This window comes from Bauldia sp. (assembly GCF_965232525.1).
Lineage (GTDB): Bacteria > Pseudomonadota > Alphaproteobacteria > Rhizobiales > Kaistiaceae > Bauldia.
Window position 1 is genome coordinate 977,756 of the sequence record NZ_OZ246980.1, and the last position, 13,137, is coordinate 990,892.

The window sequence follows — 13,137 nt, forward strand, 5'->3', positions numbered from 1 at the left end:
TCAGGCGTCGGCACCGGTCTCGAACCGCGCGCCGAGCGCCGCCATCGAATCGCGGAAGGCCGGGTAGCTGGTCGCGATCGGCGCAGCATCGTCGATGGTCACCGGCTCGACCGTCCCGAGGCCGAGCACCAGGAAACTCATGGCGATCCGGTGATCGAGCGCGGTCGCCACGAACCCTCCGCCCGGCGGCGGACCGTCAGCGCCCTCGACCACCATCAGGTCGGGCCCGGTCTCGACCTTCACGCCGTTGGCTTCCAGCCCGGCGGCGGTCATGGCGATCCGGTCGGATTCCTTGACCCGGAGTTCGCCGATCCCCTCCATCCGCGTTTCGCCCTCGGCAAAGGCGGCGGCAACCGACAGAACTGGGTATTCGTCGATCATCGACGGCGCCCGCTCCGGCGGGACCGTCACGCCTTTCAGTCGCGAGGCACGGACACGAATGTCCCCGACATCCTCGCCGCCGACCGTCCGGCGACTATCGATGGTGAGATCGGCGCCCATCTCCTGCAGCGTTTCGATCAGCCCGGTCCGGGTCGAGTTGAGCATTGTGTTCTCGACGACGATCTCGGAACCCTCAACGATCAGGCCGGCAACGATGGCGAAGGCCGCGGAGCTTGGATCGCCCGGCACCACCACCGCCTGCGGCTTGAGGTCGAGGCCGCCTTCGATGGTGATGGTGCGCGCACCGTCTTCTCCGACCGAGGTTTCGATCGCCGCGCCGAACGCCGCCAGCATCCGCTCGCTGTGATCACGGGTCGGCACCGGTTCGATCACGGTCGTGGTGCCGCGGGTGCTCAGCGCGGCCAGCAAAACCGCGGACTTCACCTGCGCCGAGGCGACCGGCACCCGGTATTCGATCGGGACGGGGGTATCCGGCCCTTTCAGGGTCGCAGGGAGACGATCCTCGGACCGCGACAGAATCTGCACCCCCATGCGGCGGAGCGGATCGAAGATACGCCCCATCGGCCGACCGACCAGCGATGCATCGCCGGTGAACGTGGTGGCAAAACCCTGAATCCCGGCGAGACCCATCGCCAGGCGCACGCCGGTCCCCGAATTGCCGAAATCGACAACGCCCTCCGGCTCGAGAAAGCCGCCGACCCCGACGCCATCGACCCGCCATTGCCCGGGCGCTTCGCGAATGACCTTGGCCCCGAACGCACGCATTGCCCCGGCGGTGGCGAGAACGTCTTCGCCCTCGAGGACGCCCGTCAGTTCGGATTGGCCGGACGCAGTCGCACCGAGCATCAGCGCGCGATGCGAGACCGATTTGTCACCCGGCGGGCGCAAGCTCCCCTGAAGCGGTCCGGAGCGGAGCGCCTTGAGCGGTTTCGCGTCGGTCTCGTCGGTCATGATTGGCGGAGAGCTCCGGATCGTTCGCCGCGGATCGGCGGGGGTCGGATAGCATAGCCGGCCATGCCCGTCATCCGCAGATACCGGCGACGGAGATTTGGTTTTGACAGCTCAAGTCGCTGGCATTAAGGGAGGCCCCTTCTACGCTTCCGACGAGGCAAGTGAAGTGGCGAAACCGGAACTCGGCACCAAGCGCGTCTGCCCCAATTGCGGCGCCAAGTACTACGACCTCAATCGCAATCCCATCATCTGTCCGAGCTGCGGCACGGTCTTCGAGCTGGCGCCCGCCAAGGTCAGCCCGGCCACCGCTAAGGAAAAGGCCAAGGAGAGCGAGGAGAAAGAGGAGGAAGAGGCGCCGGCTGAAGGCGCCGAAATCGTTTCGCTGGAGGAAGCGGATGAGGAAGCCGCCGATACCGGCGCTGTCGAGGTCGAGGTCGAAACCGACGACGATAACGGCGACGACGACAAGACGATCGGCGAGAACGACGACAGCGACACCTTCCTCGAGACCGACGACGAAGAGGGCGATGACGTCTCCGATATCATCGGCGAAGTCGACGAAGAAGAACGGTGACCTTGATTCGCTAAGGCGCCGCACTTATGGAATGCGGATGGCGGCGCCGAGTTCGGGCGCCGGTCTCCGAATCCCGGAGGGGCCATAGCTCAGTTGGGAGAGCGCTTGAATGGCATTCAAGAGGTCGGCGGTTCGATTCCGCCTGGCTCCACCACCCCACCGCGTTAAGGCGTAACGACAGCGTCCGGCTCCCAACGATGCGCCGGCGCCGGCGCTGGGTGAACGCTGATCGGGTAAACGACGAGCGTAGATCGACACGTCCCGCCGGCTGCCAAGGCCCCCGGGACGCGGTCGTAGCCGGGCCAACCGGCGGCCAGTATCCAAGGGAGGCGATGGACGTGGCAAAACCTGCAACAACCAAGAACCCGGTCCGCTGGGGCGTTATTTCGACCGCCAACATCGGCACCCAGAAGGTGATCCCGGGCATGATGGCGAGCGGTATCATCGACGTCCGGGCGATCGCCTCGCGGACCCAGCCGACAGCGCGCCGGTGGGCCAAGAAACTCGGCATCCCGGTCGCTTACGGCTCCTATGAGGACATGCTCAACGATCCTGAGGTCGAGGCGGTCTACAACCCCCTTCCCAACCACCTCCACGTCCCGCTGACGCTGGAAGCGGCCGCCAAGGGCAAGCACGTGCTGTGCGAGAAGCCGATCGCGCTGTCAGGCGACGAGGCCAAGACCATGCGCGGCGTCGCCCGCAAGGTTCATATCGCCGAAGCCTTCATGGTCCGCTGCCACCCCCAATGGCTGAAGGCACGCGACCTAGTCCAGAGCGGCCGGCTCGGCACGATCCGCGCCATCAACACACTGTTCAGCTACTACAACGTCGATCCCAAGAACGTGCGCAACATGGCCGATATCGGCGGCGGTGCGCTCTACGACATCGGCTGCTATCCGATCGTCACCGCCCGATTCCTGCTCGGCGCCGAGCCGGTGCGCTGCTTCGGCCTGATCGACCGTGATCCCAAGTTCAAAACCGACCGGACGACCAGCGCGGTGATCGACTTCGGCAAGGGCCGGCACATGACTTTTTCAGTTTCCACCCAGGCGACCGCCTATCAGCGCGTCCAGGTGCTCGGCGACAAGGCGCGGCTCGAGGTCGAGATTCCGTTCAACGCCCCGCAGGGGGGCGCAATGAAGCTTTATCTCGACAACGGCAAACAGTTCGCCGATGCCTCCGCCAAGATGATCAAACTGCCCAAGGCCGACCAGTATCAGCTTCAGGGCGAGTGGTTCTCACGGGTGGTGCGCGGCCAGGAGAAACTGACCTTCGGTCTCTCAGATGCGATCCGCCAGGCCCGCGTCCTCGACGCCGTCTTCCGCTCCGCCGAAACCGGCCAGTGGGAGAAGCCGTAGGCGGTCGTCTCAGTCGTCGACCTCGTCGGCGCGGTCGGTCGCCGGCGCGGGACGACGCGACAGCGCTGAAATCTCCGCCCTGAGTTCCGATGTCATCAGAACGTCGACCGCATCCAGCGAGGGGACTAACTGCTCCACGTTGCGGGCGCCGACGATCGGGCAGGTGATCGCCGGGTGGGACCCCACCCAGGCGACGGCGAGGCTGACCGGGTGGAAACCGCGGTCGCGGGCGAAGGCGGCAAAGGCGGCGGCCGTTTCGCGCTCCCAGTCCTCCCGGTAGCGCTTGGCGTACATGGCATTCGCCACCAGCCGGCTCGCCGAGGTATGCGCGTCGCCGGCGTATTTGCCGGTGAGCAGACCACCGCCGAGTGGGCTATAGGGCATCACCGCCAGGCCTTGCGCCTCGGCGAGCGGCAGGATTTCCGATTCCGCCTGGCGCTTGACCAGATTGTACATTGGCTGAAGCACGTCGAAGCGTGGCCAGCCGCGCTTGTCGGCGATTCCCAACCCCAGCGCGATCTGCCAAGCGGCATAATTGCTGGCACCGAGATAAAGCACCTTGCCGTCGGCGACGAGCTTGTCGAGCGCACGCAGTGTCTCCTCGAGCGGAACCGTCTCGTCCCATTTGTGCATAAAGAGCACGTCGAGCCGGTCGGTCCCGAGCCGCTTCAGGCTCGCTTCCACGGCGGCGGCGATGTGGCGTCGGTTGGTGCCTCGGTCGTTGATGTCGTCGCTCATCGGGCCGAAGCATTTCGACGCGATGACCAATTCGTTCCGGTCGCCGGCTACCAATCGCCCGAGGATCTCCTCGGACAAGCCATCGGAGTAGACATCAGCGGTATCGAAGAAGTTGATGCCACGGTCCCGGCAGGCGGCGTAGAGCCGCGCCGACTCCGCTTCGTCGGCATCGCCGCCGAAGGACATGGTGCCGAAGCACAGTTCCGAGACCTGGACGCCGGTCCGGCCGAAAGGCTTGAATTGCATGGGGTCGCCGTTTGGTTCTGGTGGGTTGTTCCGACGGTCAGCCCGCCGGCTTGTCCGGCTGCGACATGCCCGGTGCCGATTCCTGCGGCGGGGCCTGCGGTTCGGGCGAGGGCGGCGGCGGAGCCGCCTTCGGCGCGGCCTTGGCGGAGGCCGGTTTCGGCGCATGGCGCACGCGCCAAGCAAGATAGCCGAGCGCCGCGCCTTCGGCGATCAGCTGAATGCCGAGCAGCAGGCCGAGCAGCCATGGGGCAACGATCGAGATATTCGCCCACAGGAAGATTGCAATCAGGATGCCGAGGACCCCGCTCCCCAGCACCCAGCCCCAATTCGGGAACGGCCGGATGGTGAGCGCGAAGATCATCTTGGCGATGCCTTCGACCATGAAGAAGACGATGAGCAGGAAGGTCAGGGTCAGCAGTCCGCCTTCCGGGCTCGACAGGAACAGGATGCCGACCACCACCGACAAACCGACCGACACCAGTTGCAGCCAGAAATGCGGGACCGCCCGCGCGCCGACGATGCTGAACCCCTGGACGATACCTGAGATGATCAGCACCCAGCCCAGCAGAACGACCACGGCCTCGGAGGCAAAAATCGGAAAGAGCAGGGCGAGGACGCCGCCGAGGATCATCAGCGCGCCCTGGACCAGATACCAAAGCGAATGCCGCTTGACGGTATCGCGCATTGCCTGGCGCATGATTTCGGCGGCGGCTTCCAATGACACTTTAGCCATGGGTCTCTTCTCCCGCGACGGGCCCGGATGTGCTGATCCAAACGTCGCACGTTCTGGACGATTCCGGAAGTCGGGCGGATCAGTCTCCGCCGGCCGTCAGAAGCGCCACGTCGCCGGACGCGCTGGTGGAACGCCCCCCACCGATCAGCACGATGGGTTCGGACTGTCCATCGATCAGAAGCGCGAGTTGGTTGACGGTCCACACGCCGTCCGTCTTTGTCGCCCGGCTGATGAGGCGCCCGCTGGCCTTTGGCCCTGACACGGGAATCGACAGTTCGGACGTCCCGTCGTCATTGTTGAGGCTGACATTCCCGGTCACGAACCAACCTGCCTCGATCGGTTCTCCCATCACGGCGATGACGCGCTGGTCGGTACGCATGATCTCCATCGACTGGCGATAGGCGTCGGTGTTCGTCATCAATGTGAGCATGCCGAAAAACGCCGCCGGAATGAACAGGGCGAGGCCCACCAGGACGATCACGCCGGCGCGCGCCCAGTTGCGTTGGGTCCTGCGGAAATGATCTTCGTCCGCCCAGATTCGGTTTCTCCACGCCCACCGGCTGCCCCTGGCGCCCAGGACGAACACCATGACGAGGTTGACGCCCGGGATGAACATCAGCAGGGCGATGTAGGTGCTGTTGCCAATGCCCCAGATCCAGTTCAGCAGGAACGCACCCCAATTCCAGCGGTCGAGTCTGGGTGGGATCGGCTCGTCGCGGGGCTGACCTGGCAGGGGCATGTTCGGTTCCCTCGATTGTCGCGCACGGAGAAATGACGGCGCGCGTTTGAATACAACCATGACATAGCACCAAGGGGTTGCGCTTCGGTGTCCAATCAGGAACGTGTGACGACCGATCCAACGCTAGGTAGTCCGAGGCATCGCCAGTGCAGAGCAATCATCCGAACGACACACCGGCCGCAGACCCGGATCGCTGGCGGCCCTATCTCAACGAAGACGAGCACATCCTTTGGGAAGGCCGCCCGGCGCGTGGCCTCCGGCTCGATTCCATCCGGATTCGCCAGCTGGCGTTCGGTGCCCTGTTTCTCGGCGTTTTCGCCTATCTGGTCCTCGGCCCGGGGCGAACCCGTGATGACACCCTTGGCGCCGCGCTGTCGCCAACGCTTGGCGCCGCCCTGCTGCTCTTCGGCGTCGTATGGACCGTCGCCCCGGTCATCTGGGACGTGATCAGCCGCTCGCGCACCTATTACGCCGTCACCGACAAACGGGCGCTGATCGGCCGCGGCCGTCGGCGCCGCCGGGTGAAGAGCTACGTTGTCGGCCCCGGCACCGAGATCGACTACCGACCCGGCGCACTTGCCGATATCTATTTCGCCGAGCGGCGTGAAAGCGTCTTTGCGGTCAGCAACCTCCAGGCGCTCGGCTTCGTCAAGGTCGGCTTCCGCGCGATCCCGGACGGCGACAAAGTCTATCATCTGCTCACCGGCCTGCAGCGTAGGGCGGGCGGATCGCACCATTGACCCGAGACACCGCCTCCGCCATGGCTGAACCCATGGGGGACGCGGACGTCATCGTCATCGGTACCGGCGGGATCGGCAGCGCCGCGACGTATCAGCTCGCCCGGCGCGGCGCGCGGGTGATCGGCCTCGACCGCTTTCCCGGCGGCCATGCCCATGGCAGCTCTCACGGTGAGACCCGCATCATCCGCAAGGCCTATTTCGAGCATCCGGACTATGTGCCGCTGCTTGAGCGCGCCTACGCTTTGTGGGCCGAGGCGGAAGCGGAAGCCGGCGAGACCCTGTTCCGTCGGGTGGGTCTTGTTGAATCCGGACCGCCGGACGGTGTCCTGGTCGCCGGCGTTCGCGCCGCCGCCCGAGATCACGCCCTGCCGCTCGACAATCTCACCGGCGAAGAAACCGCCGCCCGCTGGCCGTTCCGGCTCCCGGACAGCGCCGAGGCGGTGTTCGAGGCCGACGCCGGGTTCCTGTTCGTCGAGCGGTCGGTGTGCGCCTATCTGCGCCTCGCCCAGACACATGGCGCCGAATTGGTCACGGGCGCCTCGGTGACGGGTTGGCGGCCGGACGGCGACGGCTTCGTCGTCGAGACCACCGACCGCAGCTACCGCGCCGACCGACTGGTGATCACCGCCGGCGCCTGGGCGCGTGATCTGCTCGCCGATCTGGCGATCCCGCTTCTCGTTCGCCGCAAGCACCTCCACTGGTACGCCTGCGACGATCCGGCGATGACCGCTGACGCCGACTGTCCGTGCTTCTTCTTCCAGACCGCCGACGGCCTGTTCTATGGCTTCCCGGCGGTCGAGGGCGGTGGCGTCAAGGTCGCCGAGCACACCGGCGGCGTCGACATCGCCGACCCGCTCACCGACGATAAGGCGGTCGAGCCGGACGACCGTGCGCGGGTCGAAACCTTCATCCGCGCCTGCCTGCCGACCGTCACCACCAATCCGGTCGACCATGCCGTTTGCTACTATACGGTCTCGCCAGACGAGCACTTCATCGTCGATCGGCACCCCGATCATCCGGGCGTAGTGTTCGCCGCCGGGCTGTCCGGCCACGGTTACAAGTTCGCGCCGGTGTTGGGCGAGGTCCTCGCCGACCTTGCGCTTGCCGGAAGGACCGCCCAGCCGATCGAATTCTTGGGCCTCGACCGGCCGGGCCTCGCCGTCGCCTGAGCGACGACAGCCGCGAGAATAGCGCTCAATACGACAGGCCCGGCGGGCGGAAAGCCGCGCCGCGAAGACCGGCCGCGCCCGCCTCGATGCCTTCGTCGCCGCCTGGGGCGGCTGCATCCCGGAGATCTACGGGGTCGGCCGGGCGCTGATGGCGATGGCGGACACCGACGCGGAAGCCGGCGCCGCCTGGGCCGACCGCATGGCCGCGGTCCGCCACGGCTGCGCGGCGGCGGTCAATGCACTTGCCCGCGACGGCGACCTGTCACCGGACTACACGGCGGAGCAGGCGACCGACCTCCTGTGGACACTGCTCTCGGTGCGCAACTGGGAACACCTCACCCGCGACTGCGGCTGGTCGCAGGACGCCTACCTCGCTGCCACCCAGGCCATCGCCCGCCGGGTCCTGGTTGCGGACGCCCGACCGTCAGTGGACCGGCCCGCGTGAGTCGAAACCGCAGCGGGTCAGTTCTCCCTGGTCCAGTTCACGATCGCGGCGACGGAGGCGCTCTCCTCGATGTGCCCATAGATGCAGTTCATCTGGTTGGGCGATATGAGGGTGCAGGTGATGGTGCCGTTATCATCGACCATGAAGACCGTCGTGTTGTCGGCGCCGATGACGCCCGAAAGCAGTTCGCCGTCGACCCTGTCGAAGCCATCCGGCACATCCTCCAGCACGTCCCGTCCCGAGAACAACACCCCCTCCTGCCAGTCGATCACCGCCGCGGTCGATCCTTCAAACAGGATACGCGGCTGTTCCGCCCGTTGGTCGACGGGATGTCGGTGCCCGATGGCGGACATTTCGATGTTCCACGTTCCGATCAGGTCGGGGATATCCTCAGCGGTTGCCTGGGTCGCGGCGGCAACGAAGAGGCAGGCGGCGATGGCTGTGCGGTTCAAGGTGATCTCCCGGTGATCAGATAGGCGCGAAGACGGCGGGAGACCTTACAAGCCGGCGCACTGGCGGGCCACACCTCACCGCGCGTTTGGACAGCGGCGCACCCGGCTGCGTCGGGCAGGACGACGGGCGCGTCCGCCTCCAGCGGCGGCGGCGCCCCCATATGCGTTCCATTAGCACCCGCAGCCCCTACCCGCCGCTCGTCCCCACGCACGTGGGGACCCAGTTCTCGCGTGATACGATAAGGCTGATCTGGATTCCCGCCTCCGCGGGAATGAGCACTCTGTTCCCCTCCCCTTGCGGAATAGACCCAGCCGCCCGGCGCGATCGGGGACACACCACCGGACGACTCACACCAACGTCATGGCCGGACCTGTTCCGGCCATCCACGTCTTTTTCGGCAGCGACAGTGTTCACGTGGATGCCCGGGACGAGCCCGGGCATGACGAAGGCGGGTGTTCGGTGCCTGGCGAGACGCACCCCCGGCACCCCATCACCTCCGCTCGTCCCCACGCAGGTGGGGACCCAGCCCGGGCCAAGGCCGGTTTATCTATCTGGATTCCCACCTCCGCGGGAATGAGCGGTTTTTCTTTTTCTTTGCAGGAGAGAGACTGCCGCCGGCTTGACGGGCGTGCAGCAAGGCGAGCCTCGAAAGACGCACGTCCGGTACCGCTGTAGCATTCAGACGTTCCGGCTCCATCGCTTGGGCGGAGTTGGTGAGGGGCGTTATCCTTTACGGAGAAGCACGACCGCGATAGCGCCGTATTATGTCCTTCGAGGTTCGGGCTTCCAGGCCCCGCACCTCGGTATAAGGCTGTCAGATTCGACCTTCGCGGCTGTCGACTTCATGTTATGAATTCTGATTGCCGGGCGGTTATCGTCTCGTCAAAGATCAGGCGCCAGGGATTGAGGGAGCTCGAGATGATCCGGAACTCAGCGTTCGTTGTTAGTCTGTCTCCCCTCTTCTTCATTGGCGTCCCATCAGCACAATCAGCGACCGTAGATAATTACTGTAACGCTGCGCCCGGTGTTCATTGCATTGATGATAAACAAAGTACGGGAAAAATCGTCATTAACGCTTATTGTGGAACCAAGGCTTCGCCCAGGAAGCCAGTCAATCTTCACTGTTCATCGCCGGACCCGGCAATAACCTGCAAAAATGGCGCTGAGGAAACTTATTGGCAGTGTGAGTGTGGCGAAGGGTTTTTAGTTTTAACTTTTCCCGTGAAAGTCAATACGACTTGTTGAAATAGCCGCCAAGACCATCGGACAGGGCCCTAATCCTTCGCCCGCTCCACATACGAGCCGTCGGCGGTCATCACCACCACCCGGGTGCCCGGCGCAATGTGGGGCGGCACCGTCGTCTTCACCCCGTTCGACAAGACCGCCGGCTTGTAGGAGGACGCTGCCGTCTGGCCCTTCATCGCCGGCTCGGTCTCGACCACCTCGAACGTCGCTCGCTGAGGTAACTCGATCGCTACCGGGTTGCCCTCGTAGAGGCTGAGCTTCACTTTCATCTCTTCCTGCAGATACGGCGCCTGATCGCCGACGATCGCCTTCGGCACCGTCACCTGGTCGTAGGTCTCGCCGTTCATGAAGGTGTAGCCGTCGGCATCCTCGTACAGGTACTGGAAATCCTGGGATTCGATGAAGGCGCGCTCGACCTGCTCGGTGGTCTTGTAGCGCTGCGAGACTTTGGTGCCGTCGGAGATCCGCCGCATGTCGATCTGGGTGGTCGGCGTACCCTTGCCGGGATGAAAATTCTCGGCGGTGAGCACGACATAAAGCTGGCCGTCGACCTCGACGACGTTGCCCTTGCGGATCTGGCTGGCGATGACTTTCACGGGGGAATCCTGTCCTTCTGGATACGGAGGCGGCGTCACGGCCGACAGCGCTCGTCTGTCTGGCGTCGCGCACGCGCGTTGACTGTCAACGCCAGCGTCTACAATAAACCCGTCCGATGACCAAGCCGTCGCCCTTGTGGGCGCCTGATCGCCACCGTGATCGGCGCCCGTTCCTCCTCGCCCGCAACCGGATCACCGCCGCGTTGCGCGCGTGGTTCGCGGGTGAGGGCTTCGTTGAGATCGAGCCGTCGGCGCTCCAGGTCTCGCCCGGCAACGAAGCCCATCTCCACGCCTTCGCCACCGAGCTGATCGGGCCGGACGGATCGCGCCGCACCCGCTACCTCCACACCTCGCCGGAGTTCGCGGCGAAGAAGCTGCTCGCCGCCGGCGAGGACAAAATCGTCGCCTTCGCCCGCGTCTTCCGCAACCGGGAACAGGGGCCGCTGCATGCGCCGGAATTCACGATGGTCGAGTGGTATCGGACGGGCGCCACCTATGACGCGGTGATCGCCGACTGTCTCGCCCTCCTCCAGGTCGCGGCCGGAGTGATCGGCGCGAGCGCGATGACCTGGCGCGGCGTCACCGCCGACCCGTTCGCGCCCGCGACACGGATCACCGTCGACGACGCCTTCGTCCGCCAAGCCGGGATCGATCTCGCCGCTGTCGACGGGGACACGGCGCGGTTCGCTGCCCGAGCGCGGGAGGCGGGTCACCGGGTTGCCGGCGACGACACCTGGTCGGATCTCTTCGCCCGGGTGTTGGTCGAAAGCGTCGAGCCGACACTCGGTGTCGCGCGGCCGGCGGTGCTTGTCGACTACCCCGTCGCGGAGGCGTCGCTTGCCCGTCGCAAGGCGTCGAACGGGCGTCTGGCCGAACGCTTCGAGCTCTACGCGTGCGGGGTCGAGCTCGCCAACGGCTTCTCCGAGCTCACCGATCCGGCCGAGCAGAAGCGCCGTTTCGAAGCCGAAATGAGCGAAAAAATCCGTGTCTACGGAGAGACTTACCCGATCGACCCGGACTTTCTCGAGGCCCTCGCGGAGATGCCCGAGGCGGCCGGTGTGGCGCTCGGCCTGGATCGGCTGGTGATGCTCCTGACCGGCGCCGACTCAATCGAAAAAGTGCAATGGAATCCGGTAGATACGGAGTACGACCGATCATGACCGACGCGGCGAAGACCGTTCCGTTTCCGGCCCGCAGGACCCTCCGTTCGCTCGCGGACCTCACCGAGGCCGGCTTGACGACGGCGGAAAAAGCCCAGCAGCTTCAATCGGTTGCCGACCGCTACGCGATCGCGATCACGCCGGAGATGGCCGACCTCATCAACCCTGCTGACCCCCACGATCCGATCGCCCGCCAGTTCGTCCCCGATTCAGCCGAATTGACCGTTTCCCACACCGAATCCGCGGACCCGATCGGCGACGATGTCCACGAGGTTGTCCCCGGCTTAATCCACCGCTACCCGGACCGGGTCCTGCTCAAATTCGTCAATGTTTGCGCAGTTTACTGCCGCTTCTGCTTCCGCCGCGAGATGGTCGGTCCCCAGGCTGGGACAAAAGTTATCCCCGATCTCGACGCGGCACTGGCCTACATCCGCAATCGACCGGAGGTATGGGAAGTGGTGGTTTCCGGCGGCGATCCGTTGGTCGCCGCGCCGCGCCGAATTGCCGAGCTGATTCAGGCGCTTGCGGCAGTTCCCCATGTCCGGATCGTCCGGTTCCACACCCGCGTACCCGTGGTCGCGCCGGGCCGCGTCACCGCCGAGCTTGTCGCCAGCTTAGAGCACCCGGATATCGCCACGTGGGTCGCCGTCCACGCCAACCATCCCGCTGAATTCACGGGCGAATCCCGGGCGGCAATCGCTCGTCTCGCCGAAGCCGGAATCCCGCTGGTCAGCCAGACCGTGCTGCTCGCCAGCGTCAACGACGACGCCGAAACCCTGGCGATGCTGATGCGCACCTTCGTCGAAAACCGGATCAAGCCCTACTACCTGCACCATGGCGATCTCGCCCCCGGAACCAGCCATTTCCGGACGACCATCGCCCATGGACGATCGTTGATGAAAGCGCTGCGCGGCCACGTATCCGGCCTCTGCCAGCCGACCTATGTCCTCGACATTCCCGGCGGCCACGGCAAGGCGCCTATCGGGCCCAGCGCCGTCGATGACATCCGCGAGCCTAGAACCGTCGAGGATTTCCGCGGACAGCGGCATTGCTATCCGCCGGAGTGATGCGGACGATGCCCACGGATTTTTGATCTGAAACCGACGCATCGTGATCGGTCCAAAAATGCTGCCGCGGCTAGTGTGTCAGCGCCGATCTATAGTCCCGGGAGCGCTGCATGATCACTCGTCGCACTGTCCTCGGTCTGGTCGCGGGCACCGCCGCGGCCGGCATCGGATTCGCCGGCCCAACGACCGGCCATGCCGCGCAAGCCTTCCGTTTCGACTGGACCGCGTTCGACATGGCGCGGGCTAAGGGTGGGCCGGTTCTGATCGACATCACTGCGCCCTGGTGCCCGACATGCAAGGTTCAAAGAGCCATTGTCGCCGAACTTCTCGCTAAGCCCCGTTATGCCGGCTACACCATCTTCGTTGTCGATTACGACAGCGAAAAGGACATCATGCGGCAACTCGGCGCCCGCCTGCAGGCCACGTTGATCGTCTACAAGAACGGCTCCGAGAGGGGGCGCATCGTCGGCGACACCCGCGAATCGGCAATCCAGACATTGCTGGAGTCAGGCGTCTAGTCC

14 protein-coding genes and 1 tRNA gene are annotated in these 13,137 nt (G+C 65.2%); 9 read left to right on the forward strand and 6 right to left on the reverse strand.

What is annotated here, in order from left to right; translation table 11 throughout:
• Entirely contained in the window at nucleotides 1-1,353 is a 1,353-nt protein-coding gene (gene aroA / locus ACO076_RS04640; RefSeq protein ID WP_421725561.1) for a 3-phosphoshikimate 1-carboxyvinyltransferase, read from the reverse strand.
• 166 nt (nucleotides 1,354-1,519) lie between these two features.
• Here aroA and ACO076_RS04645 point away from each other — a divergent pair, with 166 nt between their 5' ends.
• From ACO076_RS04645 to ACO076_RS04655, 3 genes are all read left to right on the forward strand, one after another.
• The gene (locus ACO076_RS04645) at nucleotides 1,520-1,927 is read left to right on the forward strand and encodes a TIGR02300 family protein (RefSeq protein ID WP_421725562.1); all 408 of its coding nucleotides are present in this window, start codon (nucleotides 1,520-1,522) and stop codon (nucleotides 1,925-1,927) included.
• A gap of 78 nt (nucleotides 1,928-2,005) precedes the next feature.
• Nucleotides 2,006-2,081 (forward strand) — tRNA-Ala (locus ACO076_RS04650).
• A 184-nt stretch (nucleotides 2,082-2,265) separates the two neighbouring features.
• Nucleotides 2,266-3,285, forward strand: coding sequence for a Gfo/Idh/MocA family protein (locus tag ACO076_RS04655; RefSeq protein ID WP_421725563.1), 1,020 nt, complete (start codon nucleotides 2,266-2,268; stop codon nucleotides 3,283-3,285).
• Nucleotides 3,286-3,294: 9 nt separating this feature from the next.
• Here the strand turns inward: ACO076_RS04655 and ACO076_RS04660 are convergent, their stop codons facing one another.
• The 3 genes from ACO076_RS04660 to ACO076_RS04670 all read right to left on the reverse strand — a co-directional run bounded on the left by ACO076_RS04660 (nucleotide 3,295) and on the right by ACO076_RS04670 (nucleotide 5,741).
• Nucleotides 3,295-4,269, reverse strand: coding sequence for an aldo/keto reductase (locus tag ACO076_RS04660; RefSeq protein ID WP_421725564.1), 975 nt, complete (start codon nucleotides 4,267-4,269; stop codon nucleotides 3,295-3,297).
• 37 nt (nucleotides 4,270-4,306) lie between these two features.
• On the reverse strand, nucleotides 4,307-5,002 hold the full coding sequence (locus ACO076_RS04665) for an HdeD family acid-resistance protein (protein WP_421725565.1): 696 nt from the start codon (nucleotides 5,000-5,002) through the stop codon (nucleotides 4,307-4,309).
• Nucleotides 5,003-5,081: 79 nt separating this feature from the next.
• Complete coding sequence (locus ACO076_RS04670; RefSeq protein ID WP_421725566.1) at nucleotides 5,082-5,741, reverse strand: cytochrome c oxidase assembly factor Coa1 family protein; 660 nt, start codon at nucleotides 5,739-5,741, stop codon at nucleotides 5,082-5,084.
• Between the two features lie 146 nt (nucleotides 5,742-5,887).
• Here ACO076_RS04670 and ACO076_RS04675 point away from each other — a divergent pair, with 146 nt between their 5' ends.
• From ACO076_RS04675 to ACO076_RS04685, 3 genes are all read left to right on the forward strand, one after another.
• Nucleotides 5,888-6,481, forward strand: a complete 594-nt coding sequence (locus ACO076_RS04675; RefSeq protein ID WP_421725567.1) for a hypothetical protein — start codon at nucleotides 5,888-5,890, stop codon at nucleotides 6,479-6,481.
• 32 nt (nucleotides 6,482-6,513) lie between these two features.
• Entirely contained in the window at nucleotides 6,514-7,650 is a 1,137-nt protein-coding gene (gene solA / locus ACO076_RS04680; RefSeq protein WP_421725568.1) for an N-methyl-L-tryptophan oxidase, read from the forward strand.
• 154 nt (nucleotides 7,651-7,804) lie between these two features.
• Nucleotides 7,805-8,095 (forward strand): hypothetical protein, encoded by a 291-nt coding sequence (locus tag ACO076_RS04685; protein ID WP_421725569.1) that lies wholly within the window; start codon nucleotides 7,805-7,807, stop codon nucleotides 8,093-8,095.
• A 17-nt stretch (nucleotides 8,096-8,112) separates the two neighbouring features.
• On the opposite strand, the gene ACO076_RS04690 is transcribed toward ACO076_RS04685, so the two are convergent.
• Nucleotides 8,113-8,547: a hypothetical protein gene (locus tag ACO076_RS04690; RefSeq protein ID WP_421725570.1), complete on the reverse strand. Its 435-nt coding sequence runs from the start codon at nucleotides 8,545-8,547 to the stop codon at nucleotides 8,113-8,115.
• A gap of 1,275 nt (nucleotides 8,548-9,822) precedes the next feature.
• Nucleotides 9,823-10,389, reverse strand: a complete 567-nt coding sequence (efp, locus tag ACO076_RS04695) for an elongation factor P (RefSeq protein ID WP_421725571.1) — start codon at nucleotides 10,387-10,389, stop codon at nucleotides 9,823-9,825.
• Nucleotides 10,390-10,505: 116 nt separating this feature from the next.
• Here efp and epmA point away from each other — a divergent pair, with 116 nt between their 5' ends.
• The 3 genes from epmA (at nucleotide 10,506) to ACO076_RS04710 (ending at nucleotide 13,134) form a co-directional block, all read left to right on the forward strand.
• Entirely contained in the window at nucleotides 10,506-11,549 is a 1,044-nt protein-coding gene (epmA, locus tag ACO076_RS04700) for an EF-P lysine aminoacylase EpmA (RefSeq protein WP_421725572.1), read from the forward strand.
• Nucleotides 11,546-12,616, forward strand: coding sequence for a lysine-2,3-aminomutase-like protein (locus ACO076_RS04705; protein ID WP_421725573.1), 1,071 nt, complete (start codon nucleotides 11,546-11,548; stop codon nucleotides 12,614-12,616). The genes epmA and ACO076_RS04705 overlap by 4 nt, the downstream gene beginning before the upstream one ends.
• A gap of 110 nt (nucleotides 12,617-12,726) precedes the next feature.
• Nucleotides 12,727-13,134 carry a thioredoxin family protein gene (locus ACO076_RS04710; protein WP_421725574.1) on the forward strand — a complete coding sequence of 136 codons (408 nt, stop codon included), beginning with the start codon at nucleotides 12,727-12,729 and terminating at the stop codon, nucleotides 13,132-13,134.
• The last annotated feature ends 3 nt before the right edge of the window (nucleotides 13,135-13,137 follow it).